The 13076-nt window shown below is 69.2% G+C and carries 13 protein-coding genes; 12 read left to right on the top strand and 1 reads right to left on the bottom strand.

The window, feature by feature from the left end:
* Window positions 1–98: 98 nt before the first annotated feature.
* The 12 genes from glyA (at window position 99) to ADK86_RS10045 (ending at window position 11675) form a co-directional block, all read left to right on the top strand.
* Window positions 99–1436: a serine hydroxymethyltransferase gene (gene glyA / locus ADK86_RS10100; RefSeq protein ID WP_053696260.1), complete on the top strand. Its 1338-nt coding sequence runs from the start codon at window positions 99–101 to the stop codon at window positions 1434–1436.
* A gap of 100 nt (window positions 1437–1536) precedes the next feature.
* Complete coding sequence (locus ADK86_RS10095; protein WP_078951967.1) at window positions 1537–2901, top strand: MraY family glycosyltransferase; 1365 nt, start codon at window positions 1537–1539, stop codon at window positions 2899–2901.
* A gap of 291 nt (window positions 2902–3192) precedes the next feature.
* Window positions 3193–3630: a hypothetical protein gene (locus tag ADK86_RS10090; protein WP_053696259.1), complete on the top strand. Its 438-nt coding sequence runs from the start codon at window positions 3193–3195 to the stop codon at window positions 3628–3630.
* 279 nt (window positions 3631–3909) lie between these two features.
* Window positions 3910–4707 (top strand): F0F1 ATP synthase subunit A, encoded by a 798-nt coding sequence (gene atpB / locus ADK86_RS10085; RefSeq protein WP_053696258.1) that lies wholly within the window; start codon window positions 3910–3912, stop codon window positions 4705–4707.
* Window positions 4708–4788: 81 nt separating this feature from the next.
* Window positions 4789–5028, top strand: a complete 240-nt coding sequence (gene atpE, locus ADK86_RS10080; protein WP_003981314.1) for an ATP synthase F0 subunit C — start codon at window positions 4789–4791, stop codon at window positions 5026–5028.
* Between the two features lie 62 nt (window positions 5029–5090).
* Window positions 5091–5639, top strand: coding sequence for a F0F1 ATP synthase subunit B (locus ADK86_RS10075; RefSeq protein WP_420718833.1), 549 nt, complete (start codon window positions 5091–5093; stop codon window positions 5637–5639).
* Complete coding sequence (locus ADK86_RS10070) at window positions 5636–6451, top strand: F0F1 ATP synthase subunit delta (RefSeq protein ID WP_053696256.1); 816 nt, start codon at window positions 5636–5638, stop codon at window positions 6449–6451. The genes ADK86_RS10075 and ADK86_RS10070 overlap by 4 nt, the downstream gene beginning before the upstream one ends.
* A 150-nt stretch (window positions 6452–6601) precedes the next feature.
* Window positions 6602–8194: a F0F1 ATP synthase subunit alpha gene (gene atpA, locus ADK86_RS10065; RefSeq protein ID WP_053696255.1), complete on the top strand. Its 1593-nt coding sequence runs from the start codon at window positions 6602–6604 to the stop codon at window positions 8192–8194.
* A gap of 20 nt (window positions 8195–8214) precedes the next feature.
* On the top strand, window positions 8215–9135 hold the full coding sequence (locus ADK86_RS10060; protein ID WP_003981310.1) for a F0F1 ATP synthase subunit gamma: 921 nt from the start codon (window positions 8215–8217) through the stop codon (window positions 9133–9135).
* A gap of 5 nt (window positions 9136–9140) precedes the next feature.
* On the top strand, window positions 9141–10583 hold the full coding sequence (gene atpD, locus ADK86_RS10055; RefSeq protein ID WP_030595658.1) for a F0F1 ATP synthase subunit beta: 1443 nt from the start codon (window positions 9141–9143) through the stop codon (window positions 10581–10583).
* A 108-nt stretch (window positions 10584–10691) separates the two neighbouring features.
* On the top strand, window positions 10692–11075 hold the full coding sequence (locus tag ADK86_RS10050; RefSeq protein ID WP_003981308.1) for a F0F1 ATP synthase subunit epsilon: 384 nt from the start codon (window positions 10692–10694) through the stop codon (window positions 11073–11075).
* A 150-nt stretch (window positions 11076–11225) separates the two neighbouring features.
* Window positions 11226–11675 (top strand): DUF2550 domain-containing protein, encoded by a 450-nt coding sequence (locus tag ADK86_RS10045; protein ID WP_003981307.1) that lies wholly within the window; start codon window positions 11226–11228, stop codon window positions 11673–11675.
* 78 nt (window positions 11676–11753) lie between these two features.
* On the opposite strand, the gene ADK86_RS10040 is transcribed toward ADK86_RS10045, so the two are convergent.
* On the bottom strand, window positions 11754–13076 hold a 1323-nt coding region (locus ADK86_RS10040; RefSeq protein ID WP_234345790.1), incomplete at its 5' end, for a glycoside hydrolase family 18 protein.

Here is a 13076-nt window from a genome sequence, read left to right as displayed (position 1 = left end):
CCATAACCCCCTGCCACCCCCCACGCCCTCCACCGCGCTCATCCGGCCCCCCGCGCCTACATTGGGAGCACGTTCCCGTACGAGGCCCGGAGCACGCCATGCCCGCCACCACCGCGTCATCCCGGAGCGAGACCACGGCTGCCCGGCGGACGGCCGCCGGGCGCGGGGCGGGGGAGACCGGCGATCCGCCGCCGCCCTGGACGCCCGACTTCGCCGGGCTGCTGGACCAGGACCCCGAGGTCGCGGGGGTGCTGCTGGCCGAGGTGGCCCGGCAGGACGACGGGCTGCAGCTCGTCGCCGCTGAGAACTTCGCCTCCCGGGCCGTTCTGGCCGCGCTCGGCTCCCCGCTCGCCAACAAGTACGCCGAGGGGTACCCGGGCGCCCGGCACCACGGCGGCTGCGAGGTCGTGGACCTCGCGGAGCGGCTCGCCGTGGAGCGCGCCAAGGCCCTGTTCGGCGCCGAGCACGCCAATGTGCAGTCCCACTCCGGCTCGTCCGCCGTGCTGGCCGCCTACGCCGCCCTGCTGCGCCCCGGCGACGCCGTCCTGGCCATGGCGCTGCCGCACGGCGGGCACCTCACCCACGGCTCGCCGGCCAACTTCTCCGGCCGCTGGTTCGACTTCGCGGGCTACGGCGTCGACCCGCACACCGGGCTGCTGGACTACGACGAGGTACGGGAGCTGGCCCGCAGCCACCGGCCGAAGGCCATCGTCTGCGGCTCGATCTGCTATCCGCGGCACCTGGACTACGCCGCCTTCCGCGAGATCGCCGACGAGGTGGGCGCCTACCTCATCGCGGACGCGGCGCACCCCATCGGGCTGGTCGCGGGGGGCATGGCGCCCAATCCGGTCCCGTACGCGGACGTGGTGTGCGCGACCACCCACAAGGTGCTGCGCGGCCCCCGCGGCGGCATGATCCTGTGCGGCGCCGAGCTGGCCGAGCGCATCGACCGGGCCGTCTTCCCCTTCACGCAGGGCGGCGCCCAGATGAACGCGGTCGCCGCCAAGGCCGTCGCCTTCGCCGAGGCCGCCACCGACGCGTTCGCCGCCTACACCCGGCAGGTGGTCGCCAACGCGCGGGCGCTGGCCGCCGCACTGGCCGAGGAGGGGCTGCCGGTCACCACCGGCGGTACGGACACCCACCTGATCACCGCCGACCCGGCGCCGCTGGGCGTGGACGCCCGTACCGCCAGGGGGCGTTGCGCGGCGGCGGGCATCGTGCTGGACACCTGCGCCCTGCCGTGCCCCGACGACCCGTCCGGCCGCCGTCCCGGCCTGCGGCTGGGGGCCGCCGCGCTGACCACCCAGGGCATGGGCGAGGAGGAGGCCGCGGACGTCGGCGCGCTGATCGCGGCGGCCGTCCGGGAGGACCCGACGGCCCGCGCAGGGACCGCGGCATTGGTCCGGCGCTTCCCTCCTTATCCCGATCGGACCTAGCCCCCTGCAACCATTCGACCAACGGCAATGTCTTCCCCTACGTGCACGGAGAGGGGGCGGACACGCATATGGTGTGTGGCTGTGATGGCCAGCGATACCAATGGGGCAGCCCGTGCGTGAATACCTGCTGACGCTGTGCGTCACGGCCGCGGTCACTTACCTGCTGACCGGGCCGGTACGGAAATTCGCCATCGCCGCCGGTGCGATGCCGGAGATCCGTGCGCGCGACGTGCACCGCGAACCCACCCCGCGCCTCGGCGGTATCGCCATGTTCGGCGGGCTGTGCGCGGGTCTGCTGGTCGCCGCCCACCTCACCAACCTCAAGTCGGTCTTCGAGCACTCCAACGAGCCGCGCGCGCTGCTGTCGGGCGCGGCGCTGATCTGGGTGCTGGGCGTGCTGGACGACAAGTGGGGCGTGGACGCGCTCGTCAAGCTGGGCGGCCAGATGATCGCCGCCGGTGTGATGGTCCTTCAGGGCCTGACGATCCTGTGGATTCCGGTGCCGGGCATCGGCACGGTCTCGCTGAGCCCCTGGCAGGGCACGCTTTTGACGGTCGCTCTGGTCGTCATCACCATCAACGCCGTCAATTTCGTGGACGGTCTGGACGGGCTGGCCTCCGGCATGGTGTGCATCGCCGCCGCGGCCTTCTTCATGTACGCGTACCGGATGTGGTTCGGGTACGGCATCGAGGCCGCCGCGCCCGCGACGCTGTTCTCCGTCGTCCTGATGGGCATGTGCCTGGGCTTCCTGCCGCACAACATGCACCCGGCGCGGATCTTCATGGGCGACTCGGGGTCGATGCTGATCGGCCTGGTCATGGCGGCCGGCGCGGTCTCGGTGACCGGCCAGGTGGACCCGGACCTGCTCAACCTGAAGGCGGGCGGTGTCCGTGAGGCCACCCACGCGATGGTGCCGGTCTACATCCCGCTGCTGCTGCCGCTGACGGTCATCGCGGTGCCGGTCGCCGACCTGGTGCTGGCGATCGTGCGCCGTACGTGGAAGGGCCAGTCGCCGTTCGCCGCGGACCGCGGCCACCTGCACCACCGCCTGCTGGAGATCGGCCACTCGCACAGCCGGGCCGTCCTGATCATGTACTTCTGGTCGGCGCTGATCGCCTTCGGCGCGGTGGCGTATTCGGTCAACAACGCGAGCGTGTGGGTCGTGATGGGCATCGTGCTGCTGAGCGCGATCGGGCTGGTGCTCCTGCTGCTGCCGCGGTTCACGCCGCGGGCGCCGCGCTGGATGGAGTGGATGGTGCCGCCGCGGTACCGGCGCAGTGTGCAGGCGGCGGCCGTGGCCGCCGCGGCGCAGGAGAGCGCGGCGATCGGCGAGGCCGGGGAACGGACGGCACAGGGGGCTCCGGAACGGGAGCGGCAGCCGGTGCCGGCGGGCATCAACGGGGCCACCGCGATCGGTGACCGGTCGCGCTTCACGGACCGCCGCAAGGCCGGAAGTCATCGCTGAGACGCGTTTTCGCTCCTACGAGCGACGTTCGAAAATTACCCCAAATGGAGCCCATAGCAGACAGAACGACATGGTGTCTCGCTCCAACGCGCGGATTACCGCTCACGTGTGACGGGTAGCACACCGAGCAGGTAAAGACCTCATCAAATAGTTTGTGATACCGTTCACGAAACCCGGCAACAGAACCGAAGGACCGGAGTGCGACGGTCTTTCGGCCTCAGGTTCTCCCTCAGGCCGGGTCTACGCTCGTCCCTGACGACAACACCCCCATTTTCCTGACGGAGCGCCGCCATGCAGTCCACTGACGCCCGCCTACTTGCCAATGTCTCCGTGCCCTCGCTTGCCACCGGCGCCGTCGGTGTCGCGATCAGCGCTGTGGTCGCGGGCGGGCAGGGCGCGATCGGTGCTGCCATCGGTACGGTGCTGGTGCTGCTGCTGATGGGGTCCGGCCTGGTGGTTCTCCAGCAGACTGCCAAGCGGCTGCCGGATCTGTTCCAGATGATGGGACTGCTGCTGTACGCCGTGCAGATCCTGGCGGTCGCGATCTTCATGATCGCGTTCAAGGACACCACGCTCTTCAACGTCAGGGCGTTCGCCTTCACCTTGCTCGCGACGGTCCTGGTGTGGATCGCCTTCCAGGCCCGCAGCTATATGAAGGCAAGGATTCTCTACGTGAATCCCGAATCCGCCGAGTCCAAGAAGGCGGAAACCGCGGGGTCGCGGACGTGACCCGTAGGGCCGGAATAAAAGCCCATGCGAGAGCCTGCTATCGTCCGGTGCCAACTGCGGCGCAGTCGGCGCAGGCGGCCGAGCTTCCAGGTCCCGAGTCAGGGCACCGGTTGCGTGCACGGCCCACGCCTGTGATCCGGACCGGCCCCGCGCCGATCAGCCGCCCCCCAATCCGTAAGACCAGTCCAGTGCCGCACCGTGGCTCAATGCCGCGCCGACACAACGAGGTTGCCGTACCCATGCGCCACGCTGAAGGAGCTCGCGGTGAGTGCTGAAACGATGCTCGCCCTCGACACGGAGTGCCACCTCTTCATCCCGGGGTGTGGCTTCGAGGCCCCGGGCCTTCATTCGTTCGTCTTCGAGCCCCTTTTCACCATCGGTGGCTACGAGTTCAACAAGCCGATGCTGCTGGCCCTGGTCAGCACGGTGATCATCGTGGCGTTCTTCTGGGCCGCCTTCGGCCGCGCCAAGGTGGTGCCCGGCAAGCTGCAGATGATCGGTGAGGCGGGTTACGACTTCGTGCGCCGCGGGCTCGTCTACGACGCGCTCGGCAAGAAGGAGGGCGAGAAGTTCGTCCCCTTCATGGTCGCGCTGTTCTTCTTCGTGTGGATCATGAACCTGTGGTCGATCATTCCGGTCGCCCAGTTCCCGGTGACATCGGTCATCGCGTTCCCCATGGGTCTGGCCCTGGTGGTCTACATCACCTGGCTCGTGCTGACATTCAAGCGACAGGGCTTCGTCGGCGGTCTGAAGAACCTCACCGGCTACGACAAGTCGCTCGGCTGGGTCCTCCCGCTGATCATGTTCCTGGAGCTGCTGCAGCACCTGATCATCCGGCCCTTCACGCATGCGGTCCGACTGTTCGCGAACATGTTCGCGGGCCACATGCTCATCCTGATGTTCACCGTCGCCAGCTGGTACCTGCTGAACGGCATCGGCATCGCCTACGCGGGCGTCTCGTTCCTCATGACCATCGTGATGACGGCCTTCGAGCTCTTCATCCAGGCCATTCAGGCGTACATCTTCGTGCTCCTGGCCTGTAACTACATCCAGGGCGCGCTCGCCGAGCACCACTGAGCCCCCAGGTACCCCAGCAGTCCCCACCAGACGTCCGGTGGCCAACCCCCACCGGTCCATGAAAGAGAAGGAAGACACGGCATGTCCGCGACTCTCGAACTCGCCGCCGGCCTCAAGGGCAACGTCGCTTCGATCGGCTACGGCCTCGCCGCCATCGGCCCCGGCGTCGGCGTCGGCATCATCTTCGGTAACGGCACCCAGGCCCTGGCCCGTCAGCCCGAGGCGGCCGGCCTGATCCGCACCAACCAGATCATGGGCTTCGCCTTCTGCGAGGCGCTCGCCCTCATCGGCATCGTCATGGGCTACGCGTACCCGTCCTAATCACGGAACGCACCGACGACGCCACTTAGACGGAAGGCATTGATGTGAGCGCCCTGGTGAACATGGCGGCGGAGGTTCCTGAGAACCCCCTCGTCCCGCCGATTCCAGAGCTGGTCATCGGCCTGGTCGCTTTCTTCATCGTCTTCGGCTTCCTCGCCAAGAAGCTCCTCCCGAACATCAACAAGGTTCTGGACGAGCGCCGCGCGAAGATCGAAGGCGGTATCGAGAAGGCGGAGGCCGCACAGGCCGAAGCCCAGCAGGTCCTGGAGGACTACCGGTCCCAGCTCGCCGACGCGCGCCACGAGGCCGCCCGGCTGCGCCAGGAGGCGCAGGAGCAGGGAGCGACGCTGATCGCCGAGATGCGTGCCGAGGGCCAGCGGCAGCGCGAGGAGATCATCGCGGCCGGCCACGCCCAGATCGAGGCGGACCGCAAGCAGGCCGCGCAGTCGCTGCGTCAGGACGTGGGCAAGCTGGCCACGGAGCTGGCGGGCAAGCTGGTCGGCGAGTCCCTTGAGGACCACGCCCGCCAGAGCCGGACCATCGACCGCTTCCTCGACGAGCTCGAGGCCAAGGCGGCGTCGGACCCGACGAAGGCAGAGGCCGGCCGATGAATGGAGCGAGCCGCGAGGCACTGGCCTCCGCACGCGAGCAGCTCGACGCGCTGACGGACAATACGGCCGTCGACGCGGCGAAGCTCGCCGAGGAGCTGGCTGCCGTCACCGCTCTGCTCGACCGCGAGGTGTCGCTGCGTCGGGTCCTCACCGACCCGGCGCAGGCCGGCGAGGCCAAGGCCGAGCTGGCCGGGCGTCTGCTGGGCGGCCAGGTCGGCGGCGAGACCGTCGACCTGCTCTCCGGCATGGTCCGCTCCCGCTGGTCGCGCTCGCGCGACCTGGCGGACGCGACCGAGGAGCTGGCGTACAGCGCCGACCTCGTCGCGGCGCAGCGGGCGGGCGCCCTGGACGACGTCGAGGACGAGCTGTTCCGGTTCGGCCGGATCGTCGCCTCGTCGCACGAGCTGCGCGCCGCGCTGACCGACCGCACCGCACAGGGCCCGGCCAAGGCCGAGCTGCTGCGCTCGCTGCTGGGCGGCCGGGTCCACCCGGTCACCGAGCGGATCGTGGTCCGGCTTGTCGCACAGCCGCGGGGCCGTAGCCTGGAGGCGGGGCTGGACGCCCTGTCCAAGCTGGCCGCGGCGCGCCGGGACCGGATGGTCGCGGTGGTCACCTCCGCGGTCCCGCTCAGCGACACCCAGCGGCAGCGCCTCGGCGCGGCACTGGCGGCGGTGTACGGACGGCAGGTCCACCTGAACCTCGACGTGGACCCCGAGGTCCTCGGCGGCGTCCAGGTCCGGATCGGCGACGAGGTCATCAACGGCAGCATCGCGGCGCGCCTCGAAGAGGCGTCCCGGCGGATGGCCGGCTGACCCACCCACCAACTCAAGAAGTAGTACGGCGGCCCGAGTTGGGCCGTGGACGCAGTGACATCACGGGGGCAACCGCCCCTGCCTGCGGCGGGGGACGTGCATGGCCCCCGTAAACGACGACGGGCCCAACAAGGAGAGCAGGGAACCCAGATGGCGGAGCTCACGATCCGGCCGGAGGAGATCCGGGACGCGCTGGAGAACTTCGTCCAGGCGTACAAGCCGGACGCGGCCTCGCGCGAGGAGGTCGGTACGGTCAGCGAGGCCGGTGACGGCATCGCGAAGGTCGAGGGCCTTCCCTCGGCGATGGCGAACGAGCTGCTGAAGTTCGAGGACGGCACCCTCGGTCTCGCGCTGAACCTGGAAGAGCGCGAGATCGGTGCGGTCGTCCTCGGTGAGTTCAGCGGTATCGAGGAGGGCCAGCCGGTGCGCCGCACCGGTGAGGTGCTCTCCGTCCCCGTGGGCGAGGGCTACCTCGGCCGCGTCGTCGACCCGCTGGGCAACCCGGTCGACGGCCTCGGCGAGATCGAGTCCGAGGGCCGCCGCGCCCTGGAGCTGCAGGCTCCGGGCGTCATGGTCCGCAAGTCGGTGCACGAGCCGATGCAGACCGGCTACAAGGCCGTCGACTCGATGGTGCCGATCGGCCGCGGCCAGCGTCAGCTGATCATCGGTGACCGTCAGACCGGCAAGACCGCCCTGGCCGTCGACACGATCATCAACCAGCGCGACAACTGGCGCTCGGGCGACCCGAAGAAGCAGGTCCGCTGCATCTACGTCGCCGTCGGCCAGAAGGGTTCCACCATCGCGTCCGTGCGCGGCGCGCTGGAGGAGGCCGGTGCCCTGGAGTACACGACCATCGTCGCCGCCCCGGCGTCCGACCCGGCGGGCTTCAAGTACCTGGCGCCCTACACCGGCTCGGCCATCGGCCAGCACTGGATGTACCAGGGCAAGCACGTCCTGATCATCTTCGACGACCTCTCGAAGCAGGCCGACGCCTACCGCGCCGTGTCCCTGCTGCTGCGCCGCCCGCCGGGCCGTGAGGCGTACCCGGGTGACGTCTTCTACCTGCACTCCCGCCTGCTGGAGCGCTGCGCGAAGCTCTCCGACGAGCTCGGCGCCGGCTCGATGACGGGTCTGCCGATCGTCGAGACCAAGGCGAACGACGTCTCGGCGTTCATCCCGACCAACGTCATCTCCATCACCGACGGCCAGTGCTTCCTGGAGTCCGACCTGTTCAACGCGGGCCAGCGCCCGGCGCTGAACGTCGGTATCTCCGTCTCCCGCGTCGGTGGCTCCGCCCAGCACAAGGCCATGCGCCAGGTGTCCGGCCGGCTCCGTGTGGACCTCGCCCAGTTCCGTGAGCTGGAGGCGTTCGCCGCCTTCGGTTCCGACCTGGACGCGGCGTCCAAGGCGCAGCTCGCCCGTGGTCAGCGCATGACCGAGCTGCTCAAGCAGGGCCAGTACGCGCCGTACCCGGTCGAGGAGCAGGTCGTCTCCATCTGGGCCGGCACCAACGGCCACATGGACGACGTCCCGGTCGCGGACATCCGCCGCTTCGAGCGCGAGCTCCTGGACTGGATGGGCCGCGAGAAGAAGGAGCTGCTCACCTCCATCGCCGAGGGCGCCAAGATGTCCGACGACACCCTCCAGGCGCTCGCCGACACCGTCACCGCCTTCAAGCAGCAGTTCGAGACCTCGGACGGCAAGCTTCTCGGTGAGGACGCACCGGTCGGCACCGCCAAGTGACGACGGAAGGGACCTGATCCATGGGAGCCAAGCTCCGGGTCTACAAGCGTCGCATCCGCTCCGTCACCGCGACCAAGAAGATCACCAAGGCGATGGAGATGATCGCCGCCTCGCGCATCGTCAAGGCGCAGCGCCAGGTGGCGGCATCGACGCCGTACGCGAGTGAGCTGACCCGCGCGGTGACGGCGGTTGCCACCGGTTCGAACACCAAGCACGCCCTGACGACCGAGGCGGAGAACCCCACGCGGGCCGCGGTGCTGCTCATCACGAGCGACCGCGGTCTGGCCGGCGGCTACTCCTCCAACGCCATCAAGGCCGCCGAGCAGCTCACCGAGCGGCTCCGGGGCGAGGGCAAGGAGGTCGACACCTACATCGTCGGCCGCAAGGGTGTCTCGTACTACGGCTTCCGTGAGCGCAAGGTCACGGAGTCGTGGACCGGCTTCACCGACAGCCCGACGTACGCGGACGCCAAGGCCGTCGCCGGGCCGCTGATCGCCGCTGTCCAGCAGGACACCGCCGAGGGCGGCGTGGACGAGCTGCACATCGTCTACACCGAGTTCGTGTCGATGATGACGCAGACGCCGGTCGACGACCGGCTGCTGCCGCTCAGCCTCGAAAAGACGGCCGAGGAGGCGCAGGCGTCGTCCAAGGGCGAGATCCTGCCGCTGTTCGACTTCGAGCCGTCGGCCGAGGACGTGCTGGACGCGCTGCTGCCGCGGTACGTCGAGTCGCGTATCTACAACGCGCTGCTGCAGGCCGCCGCCTCCAAGCACGCCGCCACCCGGCGTGCGATGAAGTCGGCGACCGACAACGCGGAAGAACTCATCAAGTCGCTCTCGCGGCTTGCCAACGCGGCCCGCCAGGCCGAAATCACCCAGGAAATCAGCGAGATCGTCGGTGGCGCGAGCGCACTGGCCGACGCGACCGCGGGGAGTGACTGACAACTATGACCACCACTGTTGAGACGGCCACGGCGACGGGCCGCGTCGCGCGGGTCATCGGCCCGGTCGTCGACGTGGAGTTCCCCGTCGACGCGATGCCGGACATCTACAACGCGCTGACCGTCGACGTGGCCGACCCGGCCGAGGACGGCAAGACCAAGACGCTGACGCTCGAGGTCGCCCAGCACCTCGGTGACGGCATGGTCCGCGCCATCTCCATGCAGCCCACCGACGGTCTGGTCCGCCAGGCCCCGGTGACCGACACGGGTGCGGGCATCACCGTCCCGGTCGGTGACGTCACCAAGGGCAAGGTGTTCAACACCCTCGGCGAGATCCTGAACGTGGACCCGTCCACGGTCGAGGTCAACGAGCGCTGGCCGATCCACCGCAAGGCCCCGAACTTCGACCAGCTCGAGTCCAAGACCGAGATGTTCGAGACCGGCGTCAAGGTCATCGACCTGCTGACCCCGTACGTCAAGGGCGGCAAGATCGGTCTGTTCGGCGGCGCGGGCGTCGGCAAGACCGTCCTCATCCAGGAAATGATCTACCGCGTGGCCAACAACCACGACGGTGTGTCGGTGTTCGCCGGTGTCGGTGAGCGCACCCGTGAGGGCAACGACCTCATCGAGGAGATGACGGACTCCGGCGTCATCGACAAGACCGCGCTGGTCTTCGGCCAGATGGACGAGCCCCCGGGCACCCGTCTGCGGGTCGCGCTGGCCGGTCTGACGATGGCGGAGTACTTCCGTGACGTCCAGAAGCAGGACGTCCTCTTCTTCATCGACAACATCTTCCGGTACACCCAGGCGGGTTCCGAGGTGTCCACCCTGCTGGGCCGCATGCCCTCCGCGGTGGGTTACCAGCCGAACCTGGCGGACGAGATGGGTCTCCTCCAGGAGCGCATCACCTCGACCCGCGGTCACTCGATCACCTCGATGCAGGCGATCTACGTCCCCGCGGACGACCTGACCGACCCGGCGCCGGCCACCACCTTCGCCCACCTGGACGCGACCACCGTTCTCTCGCGTCCGATCTCGGAGAAGGGCATCTACCCGGCGGTGGACCCGCTGGACTCGACGTCCCGCATCCTGGACCCGCGCTACATCTCGCAGGACCACTACGACTGCGCCTCGCGGGTCAAGACGATCCTGCAGAAGTACAAGGACCTGCAGGACATCATCGCGATCCTCGGTATCGACGAGCTGGGCGAGGAGGACAAGCTCGTTGTCCACCGTGCCCGTCGTGTCGAGCGCTTCCTGTCGCAGAACACCCACGTGGCGAAGCAGTTCACCGGTGTGGACGGCTCGGACGTGTCGCTGGACGAGTCCATCGCCGCGTTCAACGCGATCTGCGACGGTGAGTACGACCACTTCCCCGAGCAGGCGTTCTTCATGTGCGGTGGCCTTGAGGACCTGAAGGCGAACGCCAAGGAGCTGGGCGTCTCCTGAGGCCCGGCCGCGTTCCGGGGGCGGCCCTGGCCGCCCCCGGTCGTCACGACCACTAGTATTTGACCCAACATCTGCCGCACCCGGCAGGTGGAGACCCGAGGAGCCATCGTGGCTGAGCTGCACGTCGAGTTGGTCGCCGCCGACCGTCAGGTCTGGTCGGGCGAGGCCAGCCTGGTCGTCGCGCGCACCTCGTCGGGCGACATCGGCGTCATGCCGGGGCACCAGCCGCTGCTCGGCGTGCTGGAGTCCGGCCCGGTGACGATCCGTACGACCGGCGAGGACGGGGACGGCACCGTCGTCGCCGCCGTGCACGGCGGCTTCATCTCGTTCGCCGACAACAAGCTGTCTCTGCTCGCGGAGATCGCCGAGCTGTCGGACGAGATCGATGTCCAGCGCGCGGAGCGGGCCTTGGAGCGGGCGAAGTCGGAGGCCGACGCGGCCGCCGAGCGCCGCGCCGATGTCCGGCTGCGTGCGGTGGCGGGCGTCCACTGAGGCCCACCACCGACGAGGCACGTCCCTCAGCCGCGGGCTGCGCTGGAATCTTCCAGGGCGGCCCGCGGCTGAGGCAATGCAGGTGCGATTTGTTCCCCTGCGCCCGACCGGCGCCGGGGGTGACCCATCGAGGCGAGGAGGTCGGTTCGGATGGTCCTCGCTCTGCTTGTGAGCGGCGCGGTCGTCGTGCTGGTGCTGCTGGGGCTCTTCGTCTTCGGACTACGGCGACGGCTCATCCAGCGCTCCGGCGGCACGTTCGACTGCAGTCTGCGCTGGAACGTGCCCGAGGAAGAGGCCGAGCCCAGCGGCAAGGGCTGGATCTACGGCGTCGCGCGCTACAACGGTGACCGGGTCGAGTGGTTCCGCGTCTTCTCGTACGCGCCCCGCCCCCGCCGCGTCCTGGAACGCTTCTCCATCGAGGTCCTCCAGCGCCGCACCCCCCAGGGCGAGGAGGAACTCGCCCTGCTCTCCGACTCCGTCGTGCTCGCCTGCCGCCACCGCGGTACGAGGCTGGAGCTGGCGATGAGCGAGGACGCACTGACGGGCTTCCTGGCTTGGCTGGAGGCGGCGCCTCCGGGGCAGAGGGTTAACGTGGCATAACCCGTTTTCCCCGCAGGCCGAAGGCCGGGAAGGCGGGGGCGACGCCGCCTCCCCGGCCGGTCCGGGGGTGTGGCCGGGTTACTTCAGGCCGCTGTCGATCGCGGTCATCAGTTCGCCGTCGGCCGTGTCACCGCTGAACTCCCAGAAGAACGCGCCGCCCAGGCCCTGCTGCTTGGCGTAGTTCATCTTGCCGTTGATCGTGGCGGGCGTGTCATAGCTCCACCAGTTGCTGCCGCACCGGGCGTAGGCGGTGCCGGCGACGGTGCCGGTGGACGGGCAGCTCGCCTTGAGGATCTTGTAGTCCTCGATGCCGGCCTCGTACTTGCCGGGGGCCGGGCCGGTGGCGGTGCCGCCGGGGGCGTCCTGGGTGACGCCGGTCCAGCCGCGTCCGTAGAAGCCGATGCCGATCAGCAGCTTCTTCGCGGGCACGCCCTTGGCCTTGAGCTTCTGCAGGGCCGCGTCGGTGTTGAAGCCCTGCTTCGGGATGCCGGGGTAGGACGTCAGGGGCGAGTGGGGGGCGGTGGGCCCGGTCTTGTCCCAGGCGCCGAAGAAGTCGTACGTCATGACGTTGTACCAGTCGGCGTACTGCGAGCCGCCGCCGTAGTCCGCCGCGTCGATCTTGCCGCCGTCCGAGCCGTCGGCGGTGATCGCGGCGGTGACCAGCTGCTTGCCGAACTTGTCGCGCATCGCCTTCATCATGTTGCTGAAGGCCGCCGGGCCGCTGGTGTCGCAGGTCAGGCCGCAGGCGTTGGGGTACTCCCAGTCCAGGTCGATGCCGTCGAAGAGGCCGGCCCAGCGGGCGTCGTTGACCAGCTGGTAGCAGGAGTCGGCGAAGGCCGCCGGGTTCTTGACGGCGTCGGTGAAGCCGCCGGACCAGGTCCAGCCGCCGAAGGACCACAGGATCTTGATGTTCGGGTACTTCGCCTTGAGCTTCTTGAGCTGGTTGAAGTTGCCGCGCAGCGGCTGGTCCCAGGTGTCGGCGACGCCGTCCACGCTCTGGTCGGCGGTGTACGCCTTGTCGGTGGCCGCGTAGGCGTCACCGACGGTGCACCGGCCGCCCTGGACGTTGCCGAACGCGTAGTTGATGTGCGTCAGCTTGCTTGCGGAGCCGGAGGTGACCAGGTTCTTCACGTGGTAGTTGCGGTCGTAGACGCCCCACTCGGTGAAGTAGCCCAGCTTGACCGCGTCCACGGGCTGCTGGCCGCCGCCGGTGGTGCGTACGGTCGTGGCGGCGCTGGCGGGGCCGGTCTGGTCGGCGGTGTCGCGGGCGACGACGGTGTAGGTGTAGTCGGTGCCCTTGGTCAGGCCGGAGTCGGTGTAGGCCAGCTTCTCGACGGTGGCGACCTTCGTACCGTCGCGCAGGATGTCGTAGTTCTTGACGCCCTTGTCGTCGGTGGCGGC

This window comes from Streptomyces sp. NRRL F-5755 (assembly GCF_001279365.1).
Classification (GTDB): domain Bacteria; phylum Actinomycetota; class Actinomycetes; order Streptomycetales; family Streptomycetaceae; genus Streptomyces; species Streptomyces rimosus.
This window is presented reverse-complemented; position numbering and strand designations above follow the sequence as displayed.

What these genes read in the sequence shown, in the direction of transcription:
- atpB (WP_053696258.1), top strand. Translation starts at nt 3,910, where the DNA reads ATGCTCGCCCTCGACACGGAGTGCCACCTCTTCATCCCGGGGTGTGGC.
- ADK86_RS10095 (WP_078951967.1), top strand. Translation starts at nt 1,537, where the DNA reads ATGGGGCAGCCCGTGCGTGAATACCTGCTGACGCTGTGCGTCACGGCC.
- ADK86_RS10075 (WP_420718833.1), top strand. Translation starts at nt 5,091, where the DNA reads ATGGCGGCGGAGGTTCCTGAGAACCCCCTCGTCCCGCCGATTCCAGAG.
- ADK86_RS10060 (WP_003981310.1), top strand. Translation starts at nt 8,215, where the DNA reads ATGGGAGCCAAGCTCCGGGTCTACAAGCGTCGCATCCGCTCCGTCACC.
- atpA (WP_053696255.1), top strand. Translation starts at nt 6,602, where the DNA reads ATGGCGGAGCTCACGATCCGGCCGGAGGAGATCCGGGACGCGCTGGAG.
- atpD (WP_030595658.1), top strand. Translation starts at nt 9,141, where the DNA reads ATGACCACCACTGTTGAGACGGCCACGGCGACGGGCCGCGTCGCGCGG.
- ADK86_RS10070 (WP_053696256.1), top strand. Translation starts at nt 5,636, where the DNA reads ATGAATGGAGCGAGCCGCGAGGCACTGGCCTCCGCACGCGAGCAGCTC.
- ADK86_RS10045 (WP_003981307.1), top strand. Translation starts at nt 11,226, where the DNA reads ATGGTCCTCGCTCTGCTTGTGAGCGGCGCGGTCGTCGTGCTGGTGCTG.
- glyA (WP_053696260.1), top strand. Translation starts at nt 99, where the DNA reads ATGCCCGCCACCACCGCGTCATCCCGGAGCGAGACCACGGCTGCCCGG.
- atpE (WP_003981314.1), top strand. Translation starts at nt 4,789, where the DNA reads ATGTCCGCGACTCTCGAACTCGCCGCCGGCCTCAAGGGCAACGTCGCT.
- ADK86_RS10090 (WP_053696259.1), top strand. Translation starts at nt 3,193, where the DNA reads ATGCAGTCCACTGACGCCCGCCTACTTGCCAATGTCTCCGTGCCCTCG.